Source organism: Stenotrophomonas veracruzanensis (genome assembly GCF_032911525.1).
GTDB classification, from domain to species: domain Bacteria; phylum Pseudomonadota; class Gammaproteobacteria; order Xanthomonadales; family Xanthomonadaceae; genus Stenotrophomonas; species Stenotrophomonas africana.
In genome coordinates, this window is the sequence record NZ_JAWJTI010000033.1 from 23,845 (window position 1) to 46,391 (window position 22,547).

Consider the following 22,547-nt stretch of genomic DNA (forward strand, 5'->3'; position numbering starts at 1 on the left):
AGGTTCTGCAAGACAGGGGGCAAGCACAACGCGCGGTACTGTGATGCGCAAGGCAGATTGCCGGGGTCGCATTCCGAACGCGCTTGCAGGGGTATCGGCACCCCACCTAGCTTGACCTGCAATGGCCGCATTCGAAGAGGTACGTGGATGACGATTCGAGTCTACCTGGTGGATGACCACGCGCTGGTCCGCACCGGGATGAAGATGATTCTGTCGGGGGAAACCGACATCGAGGTGGTGGGCGAAGCCGAGACCGGCGAAGATGCGCTGCGTGAAGTCCGTCAGCTGCTGCCGGATGTGGTGCTGTGTGACCTGCACCTGCCGGGTGTGAGCGGCATGGAAGTGACCGAGCGTATCGTGCGCAGCCACCGCAATACCCGCGTGGTGATCGTGTCGGTGCTGGAAGATGGCCCGCTGCCGAAGCGGCTGCTTGAAGCCGGTGCTGCCGGCTACATCGGCAAGGGCTGCGATGCGCAGGAGCTGTTGCGCGCGGTGCGTGACGTGGCCGGTGGCCGTCGCTACCTGGGCACCAGCATCGCGCAGAACCTGGCGCTGTCGACGGTGGAAGGCAACGGTTCGCCGTTCGACAGCCTGTCGCCGCGCGAACTGGAGGTGGCACTGCTGCTGACCCAGGGCCTGCGTCAGGAGGACATCGCGCGTCGTCTGAGCCTGAGTGCGAAGACAGTGAACACGCACAAGGCGCGGTTGTTCGAGAAGATGGGGATCCACGACAACATCGCGTTGGCGCGGATGGCCAGCCAGTACGGGCTGGTGGATCCGGCGCGGCCGCTGTAAGGGATTCGGCCAACGGCTGAGCCCCTCGCGGTGGTGGTGCGGTTGGATTGTGGTGGTTGGCCGGGCGGATGGGCTGTGCAGGGGGCGCTGCAAGTACGTCCCTGTAAGCTCGGTCGCCGCTTGCTCGTGTGCGCTGTCCTGCGCACACGGCAAGGCCAGGCTTGGGCGTCCTACCCAACCCGCCCGAGGCGTGCCTCGGGCCCGTGCGGCTCACGCCCCTGCACAACCCATCCGCCCGGCCACGGACAGGTTCCGTGCGCGTCCACCGCGGAATTGAAGAAGGAAGAGCAGGAGCGGGTCGCGCGCTTTGCGCGCTCGTTGCCCAGGGGCGGATCACTTTCCCGGCGGGAAAGGCTCTGACCCCTGATGATGCCGGAGCCGAGCATGGGCTCGGCTCTACACCTTTGTCGGGCTCAGTGGCCGCGCACGCGCTGGATGATCTTGGCGGCGTCTGCGGCGCTGGCGCGCACCTTGTCCCATTCGCCGTTGGCGATCCAGTTGCCCGGCACCATCCACGAACCGCCGATGCAGACCACGTTCTTCTGCTCGAGGTATTCGGCGGCGGTGTTCTCGGTTATGCCGCCGGTCGGGCACAGCTTCAGGTCCGCCACCGGGCCGGCCAGTCCCTTGATCATTGCCAGGCCACCCACAGCCGTGGCCGGGAACAGCTTGCACACGCGGAAGCCACGGGCGTAGAGCGACAGCAGCTCGGTCGGGGTGGCTGCACCCGGCACCACCGGCAGCGGTGCAGCGGCCAGTGCATCAGCCAGTGCCGGCGGCGTACCCGGGGTCACCAGGAAGTCCGCACCCGCATCGATCGACTGCTGCATCTGCTCCACGGTCAGCACCGTACCGGCACCCACCACCACGTCCGGCAGCTCGCGCTTGAGCATCGCCAGCGCTTCCATCGCCACCGGCGTGCGCAGCGTCAGCTCGATCGCCGGCAAGCCACCTTCCAGCAGCGCCGCACTGACCGCACGCGCCTGGTCCAGCGTATGAATCGTCACCACCGGCAGGATGCCCGCCGCATGCAACAGCTCCGCCGCCTTCACCTGATGTTGTTCGATACCCATAGCTCTGCTTCTGCCTTTGCTTCTGCTTTTGAATTTGATTTTCAGTGATCACTTCGCGGCGTCGATGCGCCGTAAAGTGTCAGGAGGGCGCGGGTAGCCCCAGCCGGGACCGTGAGCGGCATGGATGCCGCGACCGAGCCCCCATGGAGGGGTTTACGGCGTGTCCCGGCCAGGGCGCTCTACTGCCCAGGCCGGGAAGCCTGCCGCGGCTTTTCGCTTCAGGCGTCTTTTGCCTCATGCGGCGCCGCCGCTGCCGCCGCATCGTGCCCCAGCTCGTATTCCGCGTCGTACTCCCACGGCCCACCATCGGCCGCCGCAGGCCCGCACGAAATCGAAATCGCCCCCTGGTCGGCCGGACCCACCACGCGGCGGTTGATCGCGAACAGATTGCGGCCCAGGTCATGCGCGGCAGGCGCAGTGTTCGGCGCCAGCGGGCGTGCCGCCCATTCGGCCGCGTCCACCAGCACTTCCAGCGTGCCGGCCTCGCCATCCAGGCGGATCATGTCGCCCTCGCGCACCTTGGCCAGCGGGCCGCCGCGGGCAGCCTCCGGCGTCACGTGGATCGCTGCCGGAATCTTGCCCGAGGCGCCGGACAGGCGGCCGTCTGTGACCAGCGCCACGCGCCGGCCCTGGTTCTGCAGCAGGCCCAGCAGGGGCGCCAGCGAATGCAGTTCCGGCATGCCGTTCGCACGCGGGCCCTGGTAACGCACCACTGCCACGAAATGCTCGGGCAGCAGGCCACCGGCATGCAGCTTGTTCAACACCTGCGGTGCATCGACCACCACCGCCGGTGCTTCGATCGTGCGGTACTGCGGCTTCACCGCCGACAGCTTGATCAGCGACTTGCCCAGGTTGCCGCGCAGCAGCCGCAGTCCGCCCTGGTGCTCGAACGGATTGTCGACGCCACGCACCACTTCGTCATCGGCGCTGCGTTCCAGGCCCGGCAGATAGACGAGCTGGCCATCGCGCAGCTGCGGTTCGCGTGCGTAGTCGGCCATGCCGCCACGCGCGACGCTGACCAGGTCGCCATGCATCAGGCCCGCCTTGATCAGCTCGCCGAACACGAAGGCCGGGCCGCCTGCGGCCGCAAAACGGTTCACGTCGGCGTCGCCGTTCGGATAGACGCGGGCCAGCAGCGGGATCAGCTGCGACAGTTCGTCGAAGTCGTCCCAGGTCAGCACGATGCCGGCAGCACGCGCCACCGCGATCCAGTGGATGGTGTGGTTGGTCGACCCGCCGGTAGCCATCAGCGCGATGACGGCGTTGATGATCGCGCGCTCGTCGATGATCCGGCCCAGCGGGCGGAAGTCGTCGCCCAATGCGGTGATGTCCAACGCACGTTCGGTCGCTTCGCGGGTCAGTGCATCGCGCAGTGGCGTGCCCGGATTGACGAACGACGCGCCCGGCAGCTGCACGCCCATCGCTTCCAGCAGCACCTGGTTTGAGTTGGCCGTGCCGTAGAAGGTGCAGGTGCCGGCGCCATGGTAGGAGGCGGACTCGGCTTCCAGCAGTTCTTCGCGGGTGGCTTCACCGGCGGCATAGCGCTCGCGCACTTCGGCCTTCTGCTTGTTCGGGATGCCCGGTGTCATCGGGCCGGCCGGCACGAACACCGCCGGCAGATGGCCGAAGGCCAGCGCACCGATCAGCAGGCCCGGTACGATCTTGTCGCAGACACCGAGGTAGACGGTGGTGTCGAACATGTCGTGGCTGAGGCCGATCGCCGTGGCCTGGGCAATGACATCGCGCGAGAACAGGGACAGTTCCATGCCACCGCGGCCCTGGGTGACGCCGTCGCACATCGCCGGCACGCCGCCGGCCACCTGTGCGGTGGCGCCAAGCTCGCGCGCGATCTCGCGGATCTGTTCCGGATAGGTCTCGAACGGCTGGTGCGCCGACAGCATGTCGTTGTAGGCGGTGATGATGCCGAGGTTCGGCGTCACCCCGCCACGCAGGCGGCTCTTGTCGGTGCCGCCGCAGGCGGCGAACCCGTGGGCGAGGTTGCCGCAGCTCAGGCGGCTGCGGAACGGGCCCTCACGCAGGGAGGCGTCGATCGCGGCCAGATAGGCGGCGCGCGAGGCGGCGCTGCGGCGGATGACACGCTCAGTGATGGCTTGCAGTTGCGGATGGAGGCTCATTGGCTACCGGCGTTCGTGGTGGCGAGAGGCAAGCGGCGGCGCGGCGCCGCCGCCGACATCAATCAGCCCAGTGGACGCGCAGGCGCGCGCCTTCCAGGTTGATCGCGTTGAGGATCGGATACTGCTGGGCATCGTTGCTGTCCAGCGCCTGGCGCAGCACCTGCAGCTTCTGCTTGCCACGCAGCAGCAGCAGGCGCTGGCGGCACTGGCGCAGGCCGTGCGGGGTCAGCGTGATGCGCAGCGGCCACTGGTTCGCGCCCGGGCAGCCGGTGGCATCCAGTGCCGCGTAGGGCAGGGTGCTTTCCAGTGCGCGGGCCAGGTCCTTCGAGCCCGGGAACAGCGAGGCGGTGTGGCCGTCGTTGCCCATGCCCAGTGCCACCAGGCTCGGCGGCTGGCTGTGCTGGGCCTGCAGGTTGGCGGTGTAGACGCATTCCGGCAGCGGCTTGCCGATGCGCACCAGCGGGTCGAAATGCGCACCTTCGGCGCGCTTGAGCAGGTTTTCGCGCACCAGCCAGGCATTGCTGTCGCGATCCTGCGGCGACAGCCAGCGCTCGTCAGCCAGGCTCACTTCCACCCGGTCCCAGTGCACGTCCAACTCGGCCAGTGCCTGGTAGACCGGCGCCGGCGTGGTGCCGCCGGACAACAGGATGCGGGCGCGGCCCACTTCGTTGATGTCGTGGTTGAGGGTCTGCGCCATCTCGGCGGCCACTGCCTCGATCCAGCCATCGGCATCGCCGTGGTTGATGAACTCGATGCGGTCGTCGTGGAAGGTGGGGCTCATGCGGCAACTCCAGGTGCGTCACGTTCGGCGTCGGCGGCATAGGCGGCGGCGCCCAGCAGTCCGGCGTGGGGATGCATCACGGCCAAGGAGGGCACGCGCGCCATGATCGAAGAGAACCGCCCCTTGTGTTCGAAGCGCTGGCGGAAACCGGAGTGCTGCAGTGAATCGAGCATCTTCGGGGTCAGGCCGCCGGTCAGGAACACGCCGTCCCAGGCGCCCTGGGTCAGCACCAGGTCACCGGCAATGGCGCCGAACACCGCGCAGAACACGTCCACGGTGCGCATCGCCTGCGGATCACCGTGCAGGGCGCGGGCGGTCACGTCCACCGGCTGCAGCTGGCCCGGGTCGATACCGGCCATCTCACACACCGCGCGATGGATGTTGACCAGGCCAGGGCCGCAGATCAGCCGCTCGTTGGAGACGCGACCGAACTGTTCGGACAGGATTTCCAGGATGCGGATCTCCTCCGGGGTTCCCGGCGGGAAGCTGACATGGCCACCTTCGGTTTCCAGCGGGTAGCAGCGCCCGTGGCGCAGGATCAGGCCGCCGACACCCAGGCCGGTACCCGGGCCGATCACCGCGTAGTTGCGCGGCTGGCCGGGCTTGCCCGGGACCCAGGCGGCACCGCCGACCTGGACCACGTCATCGGGCTGCAGCAGTGAAATCGCCATCGCCTGTGCGGCGAAGTCGTTGATCAGGTGCAGTTCGTCGAAACCGAGCATGGCGGCGGTGCGGCTGCGCGAGATCACCCACGGATGGTTGGTGATGCGCGCTTCGTCTCCATCGACCCGACCGGCAACCGCGAACACGCCGCGGCTTGCAGTGGCGCCGATCTGTTCCAGATGGTGGCGCGCGGCATCACCCAGCGACGGGAACTCCGCCACCGCGTACTCGCGGATGCTGTCTTTCTGCAGCGGTGCGTCCAGCGAGGTGTCGGCCAGGGCGAAGCGGGCGTTGGTGCCACCGATGTCGGCGACCAGCACCGGCTGCGAACTGGCACTCATGCCGAGGCTCCAGTGTCCGGTGCGTCCACACCCTGCGGAAGGAACTCGCCCGCATTGCTCGGGCCCCATTGGCCGGCCGGGTAGGGTTCGAGCGGCAGCTTGGCGTCCTTCCAGGCATCGGCGACGCTGTCGATCCACGCCCAGGCGGCGCGCACTTCGTCATCGCGCACGAACAGCGTGTGGTTGCCATTGAACGCATCCAGGAACAGGCGTTCGTAAGCGATGCGGCGGTGCAGGCCGGTTGGCACCGACAGTTCCAGTTCCAGCGGATGCAGTTCCAGCGCGCCCCATTCCGGGCCGGCCAGGCTGCTCATCAGGCCCAGTTCGATGTTTTCCTGCGGCTGCAGCTGGAACACCAGGCGGTTCGGTGCGGCCTGCGCGCGCTGCGGGCGCTCGAACAGCCAGTGGGTGACCGGCTTCAGCGTGACCACCACCCGGGTAGTGCGCTCGGGCAGGCGCTTGCCGGTGACGAGGTGGAACGGCACACCGCTCCAGCGCCAGTTGTCGATGTGCGCGGTGACACCGGCGAAGGTTTCCACGTCGCTGCCTTCCGGCGGCTGATAGGCCTGGGCCGGTTGCCCGTTGATGGTGCCGGCGGTGTAGCGGCCACGGATGCTGTCACGCGCGGCGTGCTTGGCATCAAGCGGGCGCAGGGCGCGCAGCACCTTGACCTTCTCGTCGCGGATGCGGTCGGCTTCCAGCGAGGCCGGCGGTTCCATCGCCACCATGCACAGCAGCTGCAGGATATGGCTCTGCACCATGTCGCGCAGCGCGCCGGAGCGTGCGTAGTAGGCGTCGCGGCCGTCCACGCCTTCGCTCTCGGCCACCAGGATGTGCACCGATTCGATGTAGTTGCGGTTCCACACCGCTTCCAGCAGCGTGTTGCCGAAGCGCAGCGCGATCAGGTTCTGCACCGCTGCCTTGCCCAGGTAGTGGTCGAGGCGGAACACGCGGTCTTCGTCGATCCACTGGCCGATGGTGCTGATGATTTCCTCGGCGCTTTCGCTGTCGCTGCCGATCGGCTTCTCCAGCATCAGCCGTGCCGGTGCGGCAAGTGCACCGCCCTTGGCCAGGCCTTCGCAGGTGGAGATGTAGAGGCCCGGCGGGATGGCCAGGTAGCTGACGCACTTGCGGTCCACCAGGTCGGAGACCGCGGCGGCAACCGAGTCGACGTCGCGCAGGTCCACCGAACGGTAGTCGATGCGGCGCAGCAGGGCGCCGATGTCATCCTGCGTGGCCATCGGCATGGCCTGCTGCAGGCGCGGCCGCAGGATGTCATGGAAGGCTTCGGTGTCATGCCCGGACAGGGCCAGCGCACGGATGCGGAAGTCCTCCGGCAACAGGCCGTCGCCAAGCAGGCGAAGCAGCGAAGGGAACAGGTAGCGCTGGGCCAGATCACCTGTGGCACCGAACAGGAAGAGGGTGTCGTGCATCGCTCGAGTTTCAGATCCGGGTGACATCGTTGTCAATCGCTTCATGGCTGGGTTCGGGGGACATCCGCGCAACTGCCTGTCCGAGGTTCGTCGGGGGCGTTCTCCGGGATACCGGAAGACCGTTCCATTCGAAACCACTACCTCGGCGGAACCTTCGTTCAACCGCCGACGCAGATCGGTGCGCACCGATCATCGGATAGTGCCACGTGAAAACGTTTACATGGCAGAATGGGCAACTGTATTCGATTGCAGTGCTCGCCGTCATGCGGCAAGCGCGCAATCATCACTGCCATCGGGAGGGCCGAGGCAGTCCCAAAAGACAGCCCGGCTTCGGGCGGACCGGATAGGTGATATGGCAAAAGTGCAGTTGCAGGGTGTGCGCAAGGTCTATGACAACGGCCAGGTCGCGGTGAAGGACGCCAGCTTCGAGGTCGCCGATGGCGAGCTGATGGTGCTGGTCGGTCCGTCCGGCTGTGGCAAGTCGACCCTGCTGCGGATGGTGGCTGGCCTGGAGGAGATCAGCGGCGGCACGCTGACCATCGGTGATCGCGTGGTCAACGACGTGGCGCCGAAGGATCGCGACATCGCCATGGTGTTCCAGAGCTACGCGCTGTACCCGCACATGACCGTGGCCGAGAACCTGGCCTTCGGCCTGAAGCTGCGCGGGCATGACAAGGCGACCATCGACAAGCGCATCGCCGACGCCGCGCAGACGCTGGGCCTGACGGAGATGATGGACAAGCTGCCCAAGGCGATGTCCGGCGGCCAGCGCCAGCGAGTTGCGCTGGGCCGGGCGCTGGTGCGCGAGCCGGCGGTGTTCCTGCTCGACGAACCGCTGTCCAATCTGGATGCCAAGCTGCGCCACAGCGTGCGCACCGAGATCGCGCAGCTGCACCGCAAGCTGGGCACCACCATGATCTACGTGACGCACGACCAGGTCGAAGCGATGACCCTGGGCCAGCGCATCGTGGTGCTGAAGGACGGCATCATCCAGCAGATCGATACGCCGATGGCACTGTACGACCGCCCGGCCAACCTGTTCGTGGCGGGTTTCCTCGGCAGTCCGGCGATGAACGTGCTGCGTGGCACGCTGCAGGGCGATGCCGGTGGCGTGACCGTGGTCGACGGCGAGTGGCGTGCACCGCTGGGCCAGGCCACGATCGATCCGGCATGGCTGCAGAAGCCGATCGCGGTGGGCGTGCGGCCGGAGCACCTGCAACCGGCAGGCAGCGAAGACACGCACGCGTTCACCGCGCGCATTGAAGGCATCGAGCCCGTCGGCAACGAGATTTTCGTCAACATGAGCAGTGGCCAGCATGCACTGACCATGCGTGTTGCGCCGCAGGCGCTGCCAGCGGTGGGCGAGCAGATCCGCGTGGCGATCCACCCGCAGGGACTGCACTTCTTCAGCCCGGAAACCGGCGAGCGCCTCTAACCGGTAGTGCCGGCCGCTGGCCGGCTACCTCAATCATGCGCGGTTGCCGGCCAGCGGCCGGCACTACCATTCCTCCGCCGAAGGCGTGCGGACCAACGGTCCGCACCCACCGCGTGGATGAAGGCCCTTCAAATTCAGCGTGCCAGGCCATCCAGCAACGGCACGCGCTGCGCAATGGCATCACCCACCTGCAGCTCGGCATCGCTGGCCTCCAGCGGCAGCACCGCCAGTGCCAGGTCGCCGGCCACGCTGGCAATCGTGCCCAGCGCCGCGCCTTCCTGCTGCACGCCATCGCCGGCCTGCGCCGTTGCCGCGGTATGCAGCAACTGCACCGCGCGCTTGGCTTTGCCGAGGAAGTGGGTGCGGGCGACGATTTCCTGGCCGGGATAGCAGCCCTTCTTCACGCTGTAACCGTTCAGGCGGTCCAACCCCAGCTGCTGCGGGGTCCACACTTCGCGCTGGCTTTCTTCCAGCCGGGGCAGGCCGTAGCGCAGGTCGGCCTGGCGCCAGGCCAGTGCGAAAGCGGCCTCATCGGCTTCACTGCCGGCAGCAAAGGCATCGGCGCTGCCAATGCGCAGCGTCCGCGGCAAGGCGTCGCTGCCCAGGTCCAGCTCCCAACCGTCACCTGCGGTCTGCGCAATCGCGGCGCCACTGGCGGCCTCGGGTGCGGTGAACGCGCCGGCCACCGCCAGATCGCTGCGCAGCAGCACTTTGACCTTGCGGCGGAACACGAAGCGCTGCAGTTGCGACGCAATCGCATCGGCATCGCCGTCGGCCAGCACAAGCATCACGTGGTCTTCGGCCAGCCGAAGCAGCTGGAACACCGCCAGGGTGCGGCCCTTGGCGCTCAACCAGGCGCTCCACTGCCAGTGCTGCAGGGGCAGGGCAGTGACGTCGCTGCTGAACTGGGCGTGGGCGAAAACGGCCGCATCCACGCCCTGCAGGCTCAGCAGCTGGTGGCCGGGCAGGCGCGGATATCCGACGAAAGCAGGGGGCAGGTTGTCAGGCACGTGAACGAGGTCTAAAATTTGTGCGTTGCGAGACCGAACATGATAGGCCAAACAACCCCCACTCCCGACGACGAAGCTGAAGCCCCGCTGGTCCCTGCGGCACCCGTGCCCGTGGAACAGGAAAAGGCAGAGGAATTCGGCGGCCGCGGCGGACTTGATCCGGTGCGGTATGGCGATTGGGAGAAAAACGGACGCTGCATCGATTTCTGATCAGCATTGAGCCAACGCGGCCGCGTGCCGCCCAGCCGAGACAACGAGCCCAGCGAATGGCGACCAGACAACGCCCACTTTCCCCGCACCTTCAGGTGTATCGCTGGCAGATTCAGATGGCCACCTCGATCCTGCATCGAGCCACTGGCGTCTTTCTGTCTGTTGGTGCCCTCATCATCGCCGCCGGGCTGCTGGCCCTGATGATGGGGCCCGAGTCCTGGAACTGCTTCACCGGCCATGCCGGGGCCTGGTATGGCCGCGTGTTCCTGTTCGCGTGGACATGGTCGTTCGCCTATCACCTGTGCAATGGCATCCGCCATGTGGTGCAGGACTTCGCCATCGGCTTCAGCATCCCCGCGTTCATCCGCAGCAGCTGGCTGTCGGTCATCGGCAGCCTGGTGATCACCCTGCTGGTGTGGGCCTATGTGATGTTCGGAGGTGCCGCATGAGCAAGTTCCGTACCCCGTTGAAGAGCGTGCGCGGCCTGGGCTCGGCCAAGACCGGCACCGAGCACTTCGTGCACCAGCGCCTGACTGCCGCCGCCCTGGTGGCGCTGGGCATCTGGTTCCTGGTCTTCGTGCTGAGCCTGCTGGGCTCGGACTACGCGACCGCCGCCGCCGCCGTGGCCAAGCCGTGGAATGCAGTGCCGCTGATCGGCCTGCTGATCGCCATGTTCTGGCACGCGCAGCTCGGCATGCAGGTCGTGCTGGAAGACTACATCCACGAATCGCTGCTGGCCCTGGTGCTGCAGACCGCGGTGAAGTTCGTCGCCGTGCTCGGCATGATCGTCAGTGTGTTTGCGGTGGGCCGCATCGCCCTCGGCGTTGCCTGAGCCCAGGCACCAACACAGGAATCCAGATTAGATGTCCGCTTACAAGATCACCGAACACAAGTACGACATGGTCGTGGTCGGCGCCGGCGGCGCCGGCCTGCGCGCCACGTTCGGCCTGGCCGCCAAGGGCCTGCAGACCGTGTGCCTGACCAAGGTCTTCCCGACCCGTTCGCACACCGTTGCCGCCCAGGGCGGTATTTCCGCCGCGCTCGGCAACATGGGCGAGGACGACTGGCGCTACCACTTCTTCGACACCATCAAGGGGTCGGACTGGCTGGGCGACCAGGATGCCATCGAATACATGTGCCGTGAGGCCATCCCGGCCATCATCGAGCTCGAACACTACGGCGTGCCGTTCTCGCGCACCGCCGAAGGCAAGATCTACCAGCGTCCGTTCGGTGGCATGACCACCAAGTACGGCGAAGGCCCGGCGGCGCAGCGTACCTGCGCGGCGGCTGACCGTACCGGCCACGCGATGCTGCACACCCTGTACCAGCAGTCGCTGAAGCACGATGCGCGCTTCATGATCGAGTACTTCGCGCTCGACCTGATCTTCGACGACGAAGGCGCCTGCCGCGGTGTGCTGGCCCTGGACATGTCCGACGGCACCCTGCACCTGTTCCGCGCCCAGGGCGTGGTGCTGGCCACCGGCGGTTACGGTCGTGCCTACTTCAGCGCCACCTCGGCGCACACCTGCACCGGTGACGGTGGCGGCCTGGCCATGCGTGCCGGCATCGCCATGCAGGACATGGAGTTCGTGCAGTTCCACCCGACCGGCATCTACGGCGCCGGCTGCCTGATCACCGAAGGTGTCCGCGGTGAAGGTGGCATCCTGCGCAACAGCAGCGGCGAGCGCTTCATGGAGCGCTACGCGCCGCACTACAAGGACCTGGCCTCGCGCGACGTGGTCAGCCGTTCGATGACCATCGAGATCCGCGAAGGCCGCGGCGTCGGCGAGCACAAGGACCACATCCTGCTCGACCTGACCCACCTCGGCCCGGGCGTGATCGACGACAAGCTGCCGGGCATCGCCGAAAGCGCCCGCATCTTCGCCGGCGTCGACGTGCACAAGCAGCCGATCCCGGTCATCCCGACCGTGCACTACAACATGGGCGGCATCCCGACCAACTACCACGGTGAAGTCGTCCGCAAGGATGGCGACAACCCCGACGCGGTGATCCCCGGCCTGTACGCGATCGGCGAAGCCGCCTGCGTGTCGGTGCACGGTGCCAACCGCCTGGGTTCGAACTCGCTGCTGGATCTGGTGGTGTTCGGTCGTGCGGTGGCCAACCGCTGCGCCGAGACCATCAAGCCGGGCGCATCGCACAAGCCGCTGGCGTCTGATGCGTGCGACAAGGCACTGGGCCTGCTGGACAAGCTGCGCCACGCCAACGGCGATACCCCGACCTCGGTCATCCGCGATCGCATGCAGCGCACCATGCAGGCCGACGCGGCAGTCTTCCGCACCAGCCAGACGCTGAAGGAAGGCTGCGAGAAGATGGACAAGATCTTCGACTCGTTCCAGGACGTGAAGGTCTCCGACCGTTCGCTGGTGTGGAACTCGGACCTGATCGAGACCTACGAGCTGAACAACCTGCTGCTCAACGCGGTGGCGACGATCAACTCGGCCGAACAGCGCAAGGAAAGCCGCGGCGCGCATGCGCACGAGGACTTCCCGGACCGCGACGACGTCAACTGGCAGAAGCACACCCTGGTCAGCGTCGACGAGAAGGGCAAGTGCAGCTTCGACTACCGTCCGGTGCACATGTACACGTTGACCGACGACGTGTCCGTAGTGCCGCCGAAGCCGCGCGTGTACTGATCCGACCCCGCCTACCATGCAATCCGCGCCCAAGGGCGCGGGCCGCCTGAGCCAACGAGAGCAGCCATGGCCGAGTTTTCACTCCCCAAGAATTCCAAGATCACGAAGGGCAAGCACTTCCCCGTCAAGAACGGCGGCAAGAACGTGCGCACCTTCAAGATCTACCGCTGGAGTCCGGACGACGACAGCAACCCGCGCACCGACACCTATGAAGTTGATCTGGACGCCTGTGGCCCGATGGTCCTGGACGCCCTGATCAAGATCAAGAACGAGATCGACCCGACCCTGACCTTCCGCCGCTCCTGCCGCGAAGGTATCTGTGGTTCGTGCGCGATGAACATCGACGGCACCAACACCCTGGCCTGCACCCGAGCCATCTCGGACTGCGGCAAGAAGGAAGTGCCGATCTATCCGCTGCCGCACATGAACGTGGTCAAGGATCTGGTTCCGGACCTGACCCACTTCTACGCGCAGTACGCGTCGATCAAGCCGTGGATCCGCACCCAGACCCCGGCACCGCCGGACCGTGAGCGCCTGCAGTCGCCGGAAGACCGCAAGAAGCTGGACGGCCTGTACGAGTGCATCCTGTGCGCGTGCTGCTCGACCAGCTGCCCGAGCTACTGGTGGAACGGCGAGCGTTACCTGGGCCCGGCGATCCTGCTGCAGGCCTACCGCTGGATCATCGACTCGCGTGATGAGGACACCGGTGCGCGCCTGGACGATCTGGAAGATCCGTTCAAGCTGTACCGCTGCCACACCATCATGAACTGCGCCCGGACCTGCCCGAAGGGCCTGAACCCGGCGCTGGCGATCGCCGAGATCAAGAAGCTGATGATGGAACGCCGCGCCTGATCGGCTCTGGCTGTACCCGGTAGAGCCGCGCCATGCGTGGCCGTGCCACCCCAGTAGAGCCACGCCATGCGTGGCTTTGCTGTATCTGGAGAATCACGATGGAAGAAGACGTTCTGCTGAAGAAGCTGCGCTGGCGCTGCCGCCGCGGCATGCGCGAGCTTGACCAGCTGTTCGGCCGTTACCTGGACCGTGAATGGAGCACTGCGCCGACCGAAGAGCGCGAAGTTTTCCTGTTCCTGCTCGACTGCGAGGACGATAAGTTGTGGCGCTGGTTCATGGGCTATGAGGCCTGCCCGCATGCGCACGCGATCCCCCTCATGCAGAAGGTCCTCGCCCTCAAGCCTTGAGTGGCGCCCCTCGCGGCTGCAGGCCGCCGCCCAGCTGGCGGTACTGCTGGCCGCACCTTGGCTGCTGCGCGCATCGGATCTGCCGCCACGGCTGCTGATGCCCGCCGTGTTGCTGGCCTGGGGCGTCGGGTTGGCCGAACTGGCCTGGCGCCAGCGCAGGCCACGCGTGCAGGTGCGTCTGCCGGTACCGCCCGACCCGCTGCAGGTGGCCGGGGAGGACGTCGATGCACCACAACTGGTCGTGCGTGGCCCATGGTTGTTGCTGCTCTGGCGTGAGGATCGGCGCCGCCGGCGCCTGCTGTTCTGGCCCGATGTGCTCGATTCCGGGCAGCGACGTGAACTGCGACTGGCCGTGGCTGCACGCAGCGTTTCCCGTCGGCCCCGGTCAATGGCACCATAAGCTGAATTGACTGGCGTGCCTGCATGTTCAAACCCATTCCCGTGGCGATCGGCCTGCGCTACCTGCGCGCCAAGCGCCGCAACGGCTTCATCTCCTTCATCTCGATGGCATCGATCCTGGGCATCGCGCTCGGCGTTACGGTGCTGATCACCACCTTGGCCGTCATGAGCGGTTTCCAGAAGGAAATCCGCAGCCGCCTGCTGCAGATGACCGCGCACACCACCATCAGCCGCGACGGCGAGCCGATGCCGGACTGGATGCGCGTGGTGGACGTCGCCCGCAAGGACCCGCGCGTGGCCGGTGCCGCACCCTACATCGAGATCCAGTCGATGATCAGTGGCCCGCGCGTGCAGGGGGCGATCATCCAGGGCATCGATCCGGCGCTGGAGCCGAAAGTCTCGGTGATCGACAAGAAGGTCACCAAGGGCAGCTATGACAGCCTCAAGCCGGGCAGCTTCAACCTGCTGCTGGGCAAGGAACTGGCGATCTGGCTGGGTGTTGACGTCGGCGACCAGGTACTGGTGACGTTTGCCGAAGTGCAAGGCACGCCCGCCGGCGCGGTGCCACGGATGAAACGCTTCACCGTCAGCGGCATCTTCGAGGCCGGCTACAACGAGGTCGATCGTGGCGTCGGCTTTGCCAACATGCAGGACCTGGAGCGCGTGCTGCGCAGCGATGGTGCCACCGGCGTGCGGCTGAAACTGCACGACATGGACCGCTCGCTGGAAGTGGGCGTGGACCTGGCGCAGAGCCTCGGTGGTGCTTACCGCGTGAGTGACTGGACCCAGCAGAACGCCAACCTCTACCACTCGCTGCGCATGGAGAAGGTGGTGATGGGCATCCTGCTGTCGCTGATCATCGCCATGGGTGCCTTCAACCTGGTGTCCTCGCAGGTGATGCTGGTGACCGACAAGCAGGCCGACATCGCCATCCTGCGCACCCTTGGCCTGACTCCTGGCGGGGTGATGCAGGTGTTCATGGTGCAGGGTTCGCTGATCGGTATCTTCGGCACGCTGGCCGGCCTGATCGGCGGCATCACCCTGACCCTCAACCTGGAGCGCATCCTCGGCGCCATCGAGAGCGTGTTCAACGTCAAGCTGCTGCCGGAGGATGTGTACTACATCACCGGCCTGCCGACCGACATGCAGACCGGCGACGTGGTGGCGATCACCGTGGTCGCGCTGCTGATGAGCTTCCTGGCCACCCTGTATCCCGCCTGGCGGGCAGCACGCACCCAGCCGGCGGAGGCCCTGCGTTATGAATAAGGTCTTCAACCGCGGCGATGAAGTGATCCGCGCCGAAGCACTCGGCAAGACCTACGCCGAAGGGCGCATGCAGACCCCGGTGTTCGATGGCCTGGACCTGACCGTCACCGCCGGCGAGACGGTGGCGATCATCGGTGCCTCCGGCGCCGGCAAGAGCACGCTGCTGCACCTGCTGGGTGGCCTGGACATTCCCACAGCCGGCGAGGTCTATGTGACCGGCCAGCGCATGTCGGCGCTGTCGGACACCGCGCGCGGCCTGCTGCGCAACCAGGCGCTGGGCTTCGTCTACCAGTTCCATCACCTGCTGCCGGAGTTCACCGCGCTGGAAAACGTGATGATGCCGGTACTGCTGGCTGGCACTGCGGTCGCAGAAGCGAGCAGCCGGGCCACCACGCTGCTGGAAGCAGTCGGCCTCGGCCATCGCCTGGACCACAAGCCGGGCGAGCTGTCCGGTGGTGAGCGCCAGCGTGCTGCGGTGGCGCGGGCACTGGTCAATCATCCGGCCTGCGTGCTCGGTGACGAGCCGACCGGCAACCTGGATGACCGCACGGCTGCAACGGTGTTCGAGCTGATGCTGGAACTGAATCGTGCGCGTCACACCAGTCTGGTGCTGGTCACCCACGACCGCAGCCTGGCGCGGCGCCTGGACCGGGTGCTGGAGCTGCGCGAAGGGCGCCTGCACGCGCTGGCGCACGCCGACGTCTGAGGCGCTGGGCCCGCTTTGAAAGAGGCCGGCCCTGGTCGGCTGTTCTTGTAGGGCAAGCGCCAACCGAGGTTGGCGACTACCGGAATCCGGGCGCTTGGGTCTGCTTTGGTAGAGGTCGACCTGGGTCGACCACCGACCGGCGCCTGAATGGGGCTGCCGGTCGTCGCGCCGGGTTGCCGGCCCAGGCGCATGATGGCGACAGTTCCCCGAGGAGATCGCCATGAAGACCCCGCTTCTGCTGGCCGGCCTCTGTCTGGCCCTGGCCGCCTGTGCCACCACCGGCCGGCTCAGCAGCACCGAAAAACTGGAGTTGTACCGTGCCCATGCCGGTGCGCCGCAGAACGACATGCAGTTCTTCGGCACCCTCAACGGCTGGACCGAACTGGGTGACAGCGCGCTGGCGGTGTGGACGCGCCCGAGCGAGGCCTACCTGCTGGAGCTGAGAGGCCCCTGCCAGGACCTGCCGTATGCCACCGCCATCGGCCTGACCAGCCAGATGAACCGTGTTTCGGCGCGCTTCGACAAAGTGCTGGTGCGCGACCCTACCGGCGGCCCGCGCATGCCGTGCTTCATCAACAGCATTCGCAAGCTGGACGTGAAGGCGCTGCGTGCCTCCGAACAGGAACTGCGCCAGGCGCAGGTGCAGGAGCGCGAGGAAAACACCGCGCCGGCGAAATGATCAAAAAAGGGGACGGAGGGGATTAAGTCGTTTGTGCCACAAACGACTTAATCCCCTCCGTCCCCTTTTTGTTGGCGGCCGGCACTACCTGTGCGTCAGGCTTCCGGGGTGAAGCCTGCCGGCTTTTCCGCGTCCTTCTCGAACAGGAACTTGACCAGTTCGCCTTCAAGGAACGCGCGATGTTCCGGCGTACGCGGCGACAGGCGGTTCTCGTTGATCAGCATGGTCTGGTGCGCCAGCCACGCAGCCCAGGCCTGCTTGCCGATGTTGTTGAAGATGCGCTGGCCCAGCTCGCCGGGGTAGGGCACGAAGTCCAGGCCCTCGGCATCGCGTTGTTCGTACTGGCAGAAGACGGTTCGGGGCATGGCGCTCACTCGTGGTTGCGGGGTTTCTTGGAAGTTCGTTTTGGCGTCTTGATCGTCGCGCCGTCGAGCAGTTTGCGGATCGGCGCGGGCAGGCCCAGCGCGGGCAGTTCAGCGTAGGCGACCCAGCGCAACGTGGGTTCTTCCACGCGCAAGCCGTTCACCTGGCGCGCCAGTACCTGCAGGTGCAGCCTGTAGTGGCTGAAGGTGTGCTGCAGCACTGGCAGCTCCTCGGCATCTTCCAGCGAGCCATCGACATGGGCATCGAACCAGTCCTGCAGCACGCTGCCGGCGTCGGCCTGCGGCAGTGTCCACAGCTGCGCCCAGATGCCGGTGTCCGGCCGCTTCTGCAGCAGCACGCGCTGCTGGGCGTCGCGCAGCAGCAGGGCCACTGCTTCGCGCTCGGGCAGGGTCCTGCTGGGCTTGGGCGTGGGTAGTTCAGCGGTGCGGCCTTCGCGGCGCGCCACGCATGCGTCCTGCAGCGGGCAGATCACGCAGGCGGGTCTGGCGCGGCTGCACACGGTCGCGCCCAGGTCCATCTGTGCCTGGGTGTAATCGGCCATGCGCCCGGCCGGCACCTGCGCCACGTGCGCCTCGGCGATCGCCCACAACTGCTTCTCGATGGCCGGCAGGCCCGGGAAGCCCTCGATGCCGTGGTAGCGGCTGAGCACGCGCTTGACGTTGCCGTCGAGGATCGCGAACGGGTCGTTCCAGGCTTGGCTGAGGATCGCGCCAGCGGTGCTGCGGCCGATGCCGGGCAGGGCATGCAATGCATCGAAATCGCGCGGCAGGTCGCCGTCGTGCAGTTCCACGCAGCGCTTTGCAGCGGCATGCAGGTTGCGTGCACGGGCGTAGTAGCCGAGCCCGGCCCACTGCGCCATCACCGCGTCGTTGCTGGCGGCGGCGAGGTCGGGCAGGGTCGGGAAGTGCTGCAGGAACCGCTGGAAGTACGGGATGACCGTGGCCACCTGGGTCTGCTGCAGCATGATTTCCGACAACCAGACCCGATAGGGGCTGCGCGGATGCTGCCAGGGCAGGTCGTGGCGACCGTGGTCGTCGAACCAGTGCAGCAGGCGGGTGACGAAGCCGTCTTGCTGGGCAGTGCTGGCGCTGGCGTGCGGCTGGCGGGGCATCGGTGTTCCAGAGAGGCAGCCACCCGTGGGGTGGCTCTACCGGATTGCAGTAGAGCCACGCCTTGCGTGGCTGCGCGGTGTATCAGCCGCCCAGCGCTTCGGGCAGCAGGGCGTCGACGAAGGCTTCCGGGTCGAACACGCGCAGGTCTTCCGGGCGCTCGCCGATGCCGGCGAAACGGATCGGAATGCCGAACTCGCGGGCCAGTGCAAACACCACGCCTCCCTTGGCGGTGCCGTCCAGCTTGGTCACCACCAAACCGGTCACGTTCACCGCGGCATTGAACTGGCGCAACTGCGACAGCGCGTTCTGGCCGGTGGTGCCGTCGATCACCATCAACACCTCGTGCGGTGCAGTAGCGTCGATCTTGCCGAGCACGCGGCGGATCTTGCCCAGCTCGTTCATCAGGCCGGACTGGGTGTGCAGGCGGCCGGCGGTATCGGCGATCAGCACCGAGGTGCCACGGGCCTTGCCGGCCTGCAGCGCATCGAATGCCACCGAAGCGGCATCCGCGTTCTGCCCCTGCGCGACCACGGCCACGCCGTTGCGCTCGCCCCAGGCCTGCAACTGGGCCACGGCGGCGGCACGGAAGGTGTCACCGGCGGCCAGCATCAGGCTGTGGCCATCGTCCTTGAAGCGCTTGGCCAGCTTGCCGATGGTGGTGGTCTTGCCGACGCCGTTGACGCCGACGGTCAGCACCACGAAGGGCTTGGCGTTGCGGTCGATCACCAGCGGCTTGGCCACCGGCTGCAGGATTGCGATCAGCTCGGCGCGCAGCGCGGCCAGCAGTGCATTGGCGTCGGCGAACTCGCGCGACTTCATGCGCTTGCGCAGGCCCTCGACCAGATCGGTGGTGGCACCTACGCCGACATCGGCGGTGATCAGTGCGGTTTCCAGCTCGTCCAGCAGGTCGTCGTCGAGCTTGGGGTTGCGCGAGAACAGGCCACCGAAGCTGCGCGCGATGACGCTGTTGCGCAGGCGCTCGCGCCAGCCGGGCTTGCCGGCAGGCGCCGGAACGGCGTCGACCGAGGCGGCGGCAGGCAGATCGTCGGTGACAGGTGTGGGGGTGGGCTCAGGCAGCGGTGCGGGTGCCGGTTCGATGGCCGGGGCCGCGACGGGGGCGACGTCGATCTGCGCCGTGGGTGCAGGAGCTGCCGGAACCGGTGCGATTGGAGCCGGAACCACCGGGGTCGGCTCGACAGCGTTCGGAACGATGGCTGCGGGGGGCGGCTCGACCGGTGCAGGCTCGGTCGGTACGGCTACCGGTGCCGGCTTCTTGTCCTCGACCGGCGCGGCCGACGGGAACGCCGCCGCCAGCTCTTCAGCCGAGTAGTGCTGGGTCTTGGGTGCCTCCGTTGCGGGGGCATCCTGGGGCTTCTTGCGGCGGAAAAAACTGAGCATTGGCAAAAGGCGCTGAAATCAGAGGGATATGCTACCACTCGGGCCTGTCGGGCCGATGTGGACTCAAGGTCGCGGCCCGCCGGCCGTTAACCGGTCCGGAGGGCTGCGCAGGGCGGCCCGGAGACCGCCATGAACAACGTGATGGGAATCGCCCTCAGCGGGACGCGTGTGGCCCAGCAGGGCGTGCAGGTGGCCGCGCACAACGTGGCCAACCTGGCGACTCCCGATGCCCAACGCCTGCAGCTGCAGCGTAGCGCGGTGGAGCAGGGCGGGGTGAAGGCTTCGGTGACGTCCATTGGCGCCGATACCCGCGCACCGCTGGGTGATCTGCTGGCGGCGAAAGCCGAGGTGGTGGCCTTCGCCGCCAATGCCACGGTGATCCGCCGCCAGGACCAGATGCTGGGCTCGCTGCTGGATCGCGAGGTCTGAGCAGTCCACTTCGGTAGGTGCCAACCGCCGCCCCAGGTGGGGGCCAACCTTGGTTGGCATGCTCGACCCGCGGCGGTAGGTGCCAACCTTGGTTGGCACGCTTTTGGGGCGCCAACCAAGGTTGGCCTCTACCAGAGCACCGCCGGGTAAGCCGGGCCATGCCCGGCGACCACCCTGTCAATCAGGCCGACAGCTCCAGCAGCAGCTTGTTCAGCCGCGCCACATAGGCGCCCGGGTCCTTCAGACTGTCACCGGCGGCCAGTGCGGCCTGGTCGAACAGCACCCGGCCCAGGTCATCGAAACGCGCGCCATCGGCTTCGGCATCGAGCTTGGCGATCAGCGGGTGGCCCGGATTGATTTCCAGCACCGGCTTGCTGTCCGGCACCTTCTGCCCGCTGGCTTCCAGGATCTGGCGCATCTGCAGGCCCAGGTCCTGTTCGCCGATGGCCAGCACCGCCGGCGAATCGGTCAGGCGGTGCGACACGCGCACTTCGGCCACGTCATCGCCCAGCACCGTCTTCAGGCGCTCGACCAGGCCCTGCTTGTCTTTGGCGGCTGCTTCCTGTTCCTGCTTGTCGGCCTCGCTTTCCAGCGCGCCCAGGTCGAGGTCGCCACGGGCGATGTCGACGAAGCCCTTGCCGTCGAAATCGGTCAGGTAGCCCATGAGCCACTCGTCGATGCGGTCGGTCAGCAGCAGCACTTCCACGCCCTTCTTGCGGAACACTTCCAGGTGCGGGCTGTTGCGCACCTGGCTGTAGCTCTCGCCGGTCAGGTAGTAGATCTTGTCCTGGCCTTCGGCCATGCGGCCGAGGTAATCGGCCAGCGACACGGTCTGCGCATCGCCGTCGCCACGGGTGGAGGCGAAGCGCAGCAGGCCGGCCACCTTCTCGCGGTTGTTGTAGTCCTCGGCCGGACCTTCCTTCAGCACCTGGCCGAATTCCTTCCAGAACGTGGCGTACTGCTCCGGCTTGTCGGTGGCCAGCTTTTCCAGCATGTCCAGCGAGCGCTTGGTCAGCGCCGCCTTCATCGAATCGATGACCGGGCCGGACTGCAGGATCTCGCGCGAGACATTCAGCGACAGGTCGTTGGAATCGACCACGCCCTTGATGAAGCGCAGGTACAGCGGCAGGAACTGTTCGGCCTGGTCCATCACGAACACGCGCTGCACATACAGCTTCAGGCCCTTGGGCGCGTCGCGGTGGTACAGGTCGAACGGCGCGCGGCCGGGCACGTAGAGCAGCGAGGTGTACTCCAGCTTGCCTTCGACCTTGTTGTGGCTCCACGCCAGCGGATCGCTGTGGTCGTGCGCCACGTGCTTGTAGAACTCGGTGTACTCGGCGTCGCTGATCTCGGTGCGCGGACGGGTCCACAGCGCGCTGGCGCGATTGACGGTTTCCCATTCGACCGCGGCGCCTTCTTCGCCACCTTCCTTCGGCATCTGGATCGGAAGGCCGATATGGTCCGAATACTTCTTGAGGATGCTGCGCAGGCGCCAGCCGTCGGCGAAATCATGATCGCCGTCCTTCAGGTGCAGCACGATGCGGGTGCCGCGCTCGGCCTTGTCGACAGTGGCCACGTCGAAATCGCCTTCGCCGCGCGAGGTCCAGCGCACGCCTTCGCCTGCAGCCAGGCCGGCGCGGCGCGAGGTCACTTCCACTTCGTCGGCAACGATGAAGGCGCTGTAGAAACCGACGCCGAACTGGCCGATCAGCTGCGAATCCTTCTTCTGGTCGCCGGACAGCTGGCGCAGGAAATCGCCGGTGCCGGACTTGGCGATCGTGCCGAGATGGGCAATCGCCTCGGCGCGGCTCATGCCGATGCCGTTGTCTTCGATGGTGATGGTGTGGGCGGCGGGGTCGAAGCTGACGCGCACGCGCAGTTCGCTGTCGCCTTCCAGCAGGGCCGGCTGGGTCAGGGCCTCGAAGCGCAGCTTGTCGGCGGCGTCGGCGGCGTTGGAGACCAGCTCGCGCAGGAAGATTTCCTTGTTGGAATACAGCGAGTGGATCATCAGCTGCAGCAGCTGCTTGACTTCGGTCTGGAAGCCAAGGGTTTCGGTCTGGATGGTGTCGGTCATCGATAGGGCTCCATGTGCAATGCCGCGCCAGCGCGTGCGGCCTCGCCAAGGGGTATGGCTGATTGTCCCGAAATCAAGGGGTTGTTCGGCAGGGCTTGCAGCCCTGCACCTGCAGAGGCCGAAGCTACAGCAACAGCAACAGCAACAGCGCGCTATCCGTGGGATGGCGGGGTGGTGTGGGTTGGCAGGACACGCCGTAAACCCGTCCCTGGGGGCTCGATGGCGCCGTCCATGGCGCCAACGGTCCTGCCAACCCACACCGCCCCGCCTCTGACAGGTTCACTCGGCTGTTGGTAGGTGTCGACCTTGGTCGACACCTCTGTCAGATATCGAAATAAAACTGGGGTCAGATCCGTTTTCCGCAGGAAAAC

General features: G+C 66.7%; 23 protein-coding genes. 13 read left to right on the top strand and 10 right to left on the bottom strand.

All coding sequences use genetic code 11. From position 1 onward, the window contains the following. Window positions 1-147 precede the first annotated feature (147 nt). Entirely contained in the window at window positions 148-795 is a 648-nt protein-coding gene (locus R1H25_RS16490) for a response regulator (protein WP_004153112.1), read from the top strand. Window positions 796-1,208: 413 nt separating this feature from the next. On the opposite strand, the gene eda is transcribed toward R1H25_RS16490, so the two are convergent. The 5 genes from eda to zwf form a co-directional block, all read right to left on the bottom strand. After that, a complete protein-coding gene (eda, locus tag R1H25_RS16495; RefSeq protein ID WP_049447612.1) occupies window positions 1,209-1,868 on the bottom strand; it encodes a bifunctional 4-hydroxy-2-oxoglutarate aldolase/2-dehydro-3-deoxy-phosphogluconate aldolase in 660 nt (219 codons plus the stop codon). A gap of 218 nt (window positions 1,869-2,086) precedes the next feature. Beyond that, window positions 2,087-4,003, bottom strand: coding sequence for a phosphogluconate dehydratase (gene edd / locus R1H25_RS16500; RefSeq protein WP_049447611.1), 1,917 nt, complete (start codon window positions 4,001-4,003; stop codon window positions 2,087-2,089). Window positions 4,004-4,061: 58 nt separating this feature from the next. Next, window positions 4,062-4,784: a 6-phosphogluconolactonase gene (pgl, locus tag R1H25_RS16505; RefSeq protein ID WP_057500717.1), complete on the bottom strand. Its 723-nt coding sequence runs from the start codon at window positions 4,782-4,784 to the stop codon at window positions 4,062-4,064. After that, complete coding sequence (glk, locus tag R1H25_RS16510; RefSeq protein WP_049447609.1) at window positions 4,781-5,788, bottom strand: glucokinase; 1,008 nt, start codon at window positions 5,786-5,788, stop codon at window positions 4,781-4,783. Before glk ends, pgl begins: the two co-directional genes overlap by 4 nt. Then, window positions 5,785-7,221, bottom strand: a complete 1,437-nt coding sequence (gene zwf, locus R1H25_RS16515) for a glucose-6-phosphate dehydrogenase (protein ID WP_088479157.1) — start codon at window positions 7,219-7,221, stop codon at window positions 5,785-5,787. The genes glk and zwf overlap by 4 nt, the downstream gene beginning before the upstream one ends. 352 nt (window positions 7,222-7,573) lie before the next feature. On the opposite strand from zwf, the gene R1H25_RS16520 reads away from it, so the two are divergent. Then, entirely contained in the window at window positions 7,574-8,656 is a 1,083-nt protein-coding gene (locus tag R1H25_RS16520; protein ID WP_049447607.1) for an ABC transporter ATP-binding protein, read from the top strand. A 134-nt stretch (window positions 8,657-8,790) separates the two neighbouring features. Here the strand turns inward: R1H25_RS16520 and R1H25_RS16525 are convergent, their stop codons facing one another. Beyond that, on the bottom strand, window positions 8,791-9,666 hold the full coding sequence (locus tag R1H25_RS16525; protein WP_049447606.1) for a folate-binding protein YgfZ: 876 nt from the start codon (window positions 9,664-9,666) through the stop codon (window positions 8,791-8,793). Window positions 9,667-9,705: 39 nt separating this feature from the next. Here R1H25_RS16525 and R1H25_RS16530 point away from each other — a divergent pair, with 39 nt between their 5' ends. The 10 genes from R1H25_RS16530 to R1H25_RS16575 all read left to right on the top strand — a co-directional run bounded on the left by R1H25_RS16530 (window position 9,706) and on the right by R1H25_RS16575 (window position 16,779). Continuing rightward, window positions 9,706-9,876, top strand: a complete 171-nt coding sequence (locus R1H25_RS16530; RefSeq protein ID WP_317224118.1) for a DUF1674 domain-containing protein — start codon at window positions 9,706-9,708, stop codon at window positions 9,874-9,876. A gap of 56 nt (window positions 9,877-9,932) precedes the next feature. After that, window positions 9,933-10,325 carry a succinate dehydrogenase, cytochrome b556 subunit gene (sdhC, locus tag R1H25_RS16535; RefSeq protein WP_024958620.1) on the top strand — a complete coding sequence of 131 codons (393 nt, stop codon included), beginning with the start codon at window positions 9,933-9,935 and terminating at the stop codon, window positions 10,323-10,325. After that, window positions 10,322-10,708, top strand: a complete 387-nt coding sequence (gene sdhD, locus R1H25_RS16540) for a succinate dehydrogenase, hydrophobic membrane anchor protein (RefSeq protein ID WP_024958619.1) — start codon at window positions 10,322-10,324, stop codon at window positions 10,706-10,708. Before sdhC ends, sdhD begins: the two co-directional genes overlap by 4 nt. Window positions 10,709-10,739: 31 nt before the next feature. Then, on the top strand, window positions 10,740-12,530 hold the full coding sequence (gene sdhA, locus R1H25_RS16545; RefSeq protein WP_057500721.1) for a succinate dehydrogenase flavoprotein subunit: 1,791 nt from the start codon (window positions 10,740-10,742) through the stop codon (window positions 12,528-12,530). A 66-nt stretch (window positions 12,531-12,596) separates the two neighbouring features. Beyond that, window positions 12,597-13,382 (top strand): succinate dehydrogenase iron-sulfur subunit, encoded by a 786-nt coding sequence (locus R1H25_RS16550; protein WP_005409079.1) that lies wholly within the window; start codon window positions 12,597-12,599, stop codon window positions 13,380-13,382. 98 nt (window positions 13,383-13,480) lie between these two features. Next, window positions 13,481-13,729, top strand: a complete 249-nt coding sequence (locus tag R1H25_RS16555; protein WP_317224119.1) for a succinate dehydrogenase assembly factor 2 — start codon at window positions 13,481-13,483, stop codon at window positions 13,727-13,729. Next, window positions 13,680-14,129 carry a hypothetical protein gene (locus R1H25_RS16560; protein ID WP_317224120.1) on the top strand — a complete coding sequence of 150 codons (450 nt, stop codon included), beginning with the start codon at window positions 13,680-13,682 and terminating at the stop codon, window positions 14,127-14,129. Before R1H25_RS16555 ends, R1H25_RS16560 begins: the two co-directional genes overlap by 50 nt. A 23-nt stretch (window positions 14,130-14,152) precedes the next feature. Further along, complete coding sequence (locus R1H25_RS16565; protein WP_049447601.1) at window positions 14,153-15,394, top strand: lipoprotein-releasing ABC transporter permease subunit; 1,242 nt, start codon at window positions 14,153-14,155, stop codon at window positions 15,392-15,394. Next, the gene (gene lolD, locus R1H25_RS16570) at window positions 15,387-16,100 is read left to right on the top strand and encodes a lipoprotein-releasing ABC transporter ATP-binding protein LolD (RefSeq protein ID WP_005409083.1); all 714 of its coding nucleotides are present in this window, start codon (window positions 15,387-15,389) and stop codon (window positions 16,098-16,100) included. The genes R1H25_RS16565 and lolD overlap by 8 nt, the downstream gene beginning before the upstream one ends. 220 nt (window positions 16,101-16,320) lie before the next feature. Next, the gene (locus R1H25_RS16575) at window positions 16,321-16,779 is read left to right on the top strand and encodes a DUF6491 family protein (protein WP_164158930.1); all 459 of its coding nucleotides are present in this window, start codon (window positions 16,321-16,323) and stop codon (window positions 16,777-16,779) included. A 95-nt stretch (window positions 16,780-16,874) separates the two neighbouring features. Here the strand turns inward: R1H25_RS16575 and R1H25_RS16580 are convergent, their stop codons facing one another. The 3 genes from R1H25_RS16580 to ftsY form a co-directional block, all read right to left on the bottom strand. Next, window positions 16,875-17,144: an oxidative damage protection protein gene (locus tag R1H25_RS16580; RefSeq protein WP_014036808.1), complete on the bottom strand. Its 270-nt coding sequence runs from the start codon at window positions 17,142-17,144 to the stop codon at window positions 16,875-16,877. Between the two features lie 5 nt (window positions 17,145-17,149). After that, window positions 17,150-18,274 carry an A/G-specific adenine glycosylase gene (gene mutY / locus R1H25_RS16585; RefSeq protein ID WP_317224121.1) on the bottom strand — a complete coding sequence of 375 codons (1,125 nt, stop codon included), beginning with the start codon at window positions 18,272-18,274 and terminating at the stop codon, window positions 17,150-17,152. A gap of 82 nt (window positions 18,275-18,356) precedes the next feature. Then, window positions 18,357-19,673, bottom strand: a complete 1,317-nt coding sequence (gene ftsY, locus R1H25_RS16590; protein ID WP_317224122.1) for a signal recognition particle-docking protein FtsY — start codon at window positions 19,671-19,673, stop codon at window positions 18,357-18,359. A 129-nt stretch (window positions 19,674-19,802) separates the two neighbouring features. Here ftsY and R1H25_RS16595 point away from each other — a divergent pair, with 129 nt between their 5' ends. Further along, entirely contained in the window at window positions 19,803-20,102 is a 300-nt protein-coding gene (locus tag R1H25_RS16595; protein WP_049445698.1) for a hypothetical protein, read from the top strand. Between the two features lie 181 nt (window positions 20,103-20,283). Here R1H25_RS16595 and htpG read toward each other — a convergent pair whose 3' ends face one another. After that, entirely contained in the window at window positions 20,284-22,176 is a 1,893-nt protein-coding gene (htpG, locus tag R1H25_RS16600) for a molecular chaperone HtpG (protein WP_317224123.1), read from the bottom strand. Window positions 22,177-22,547 lie beyond the last annotated feature (371 nt).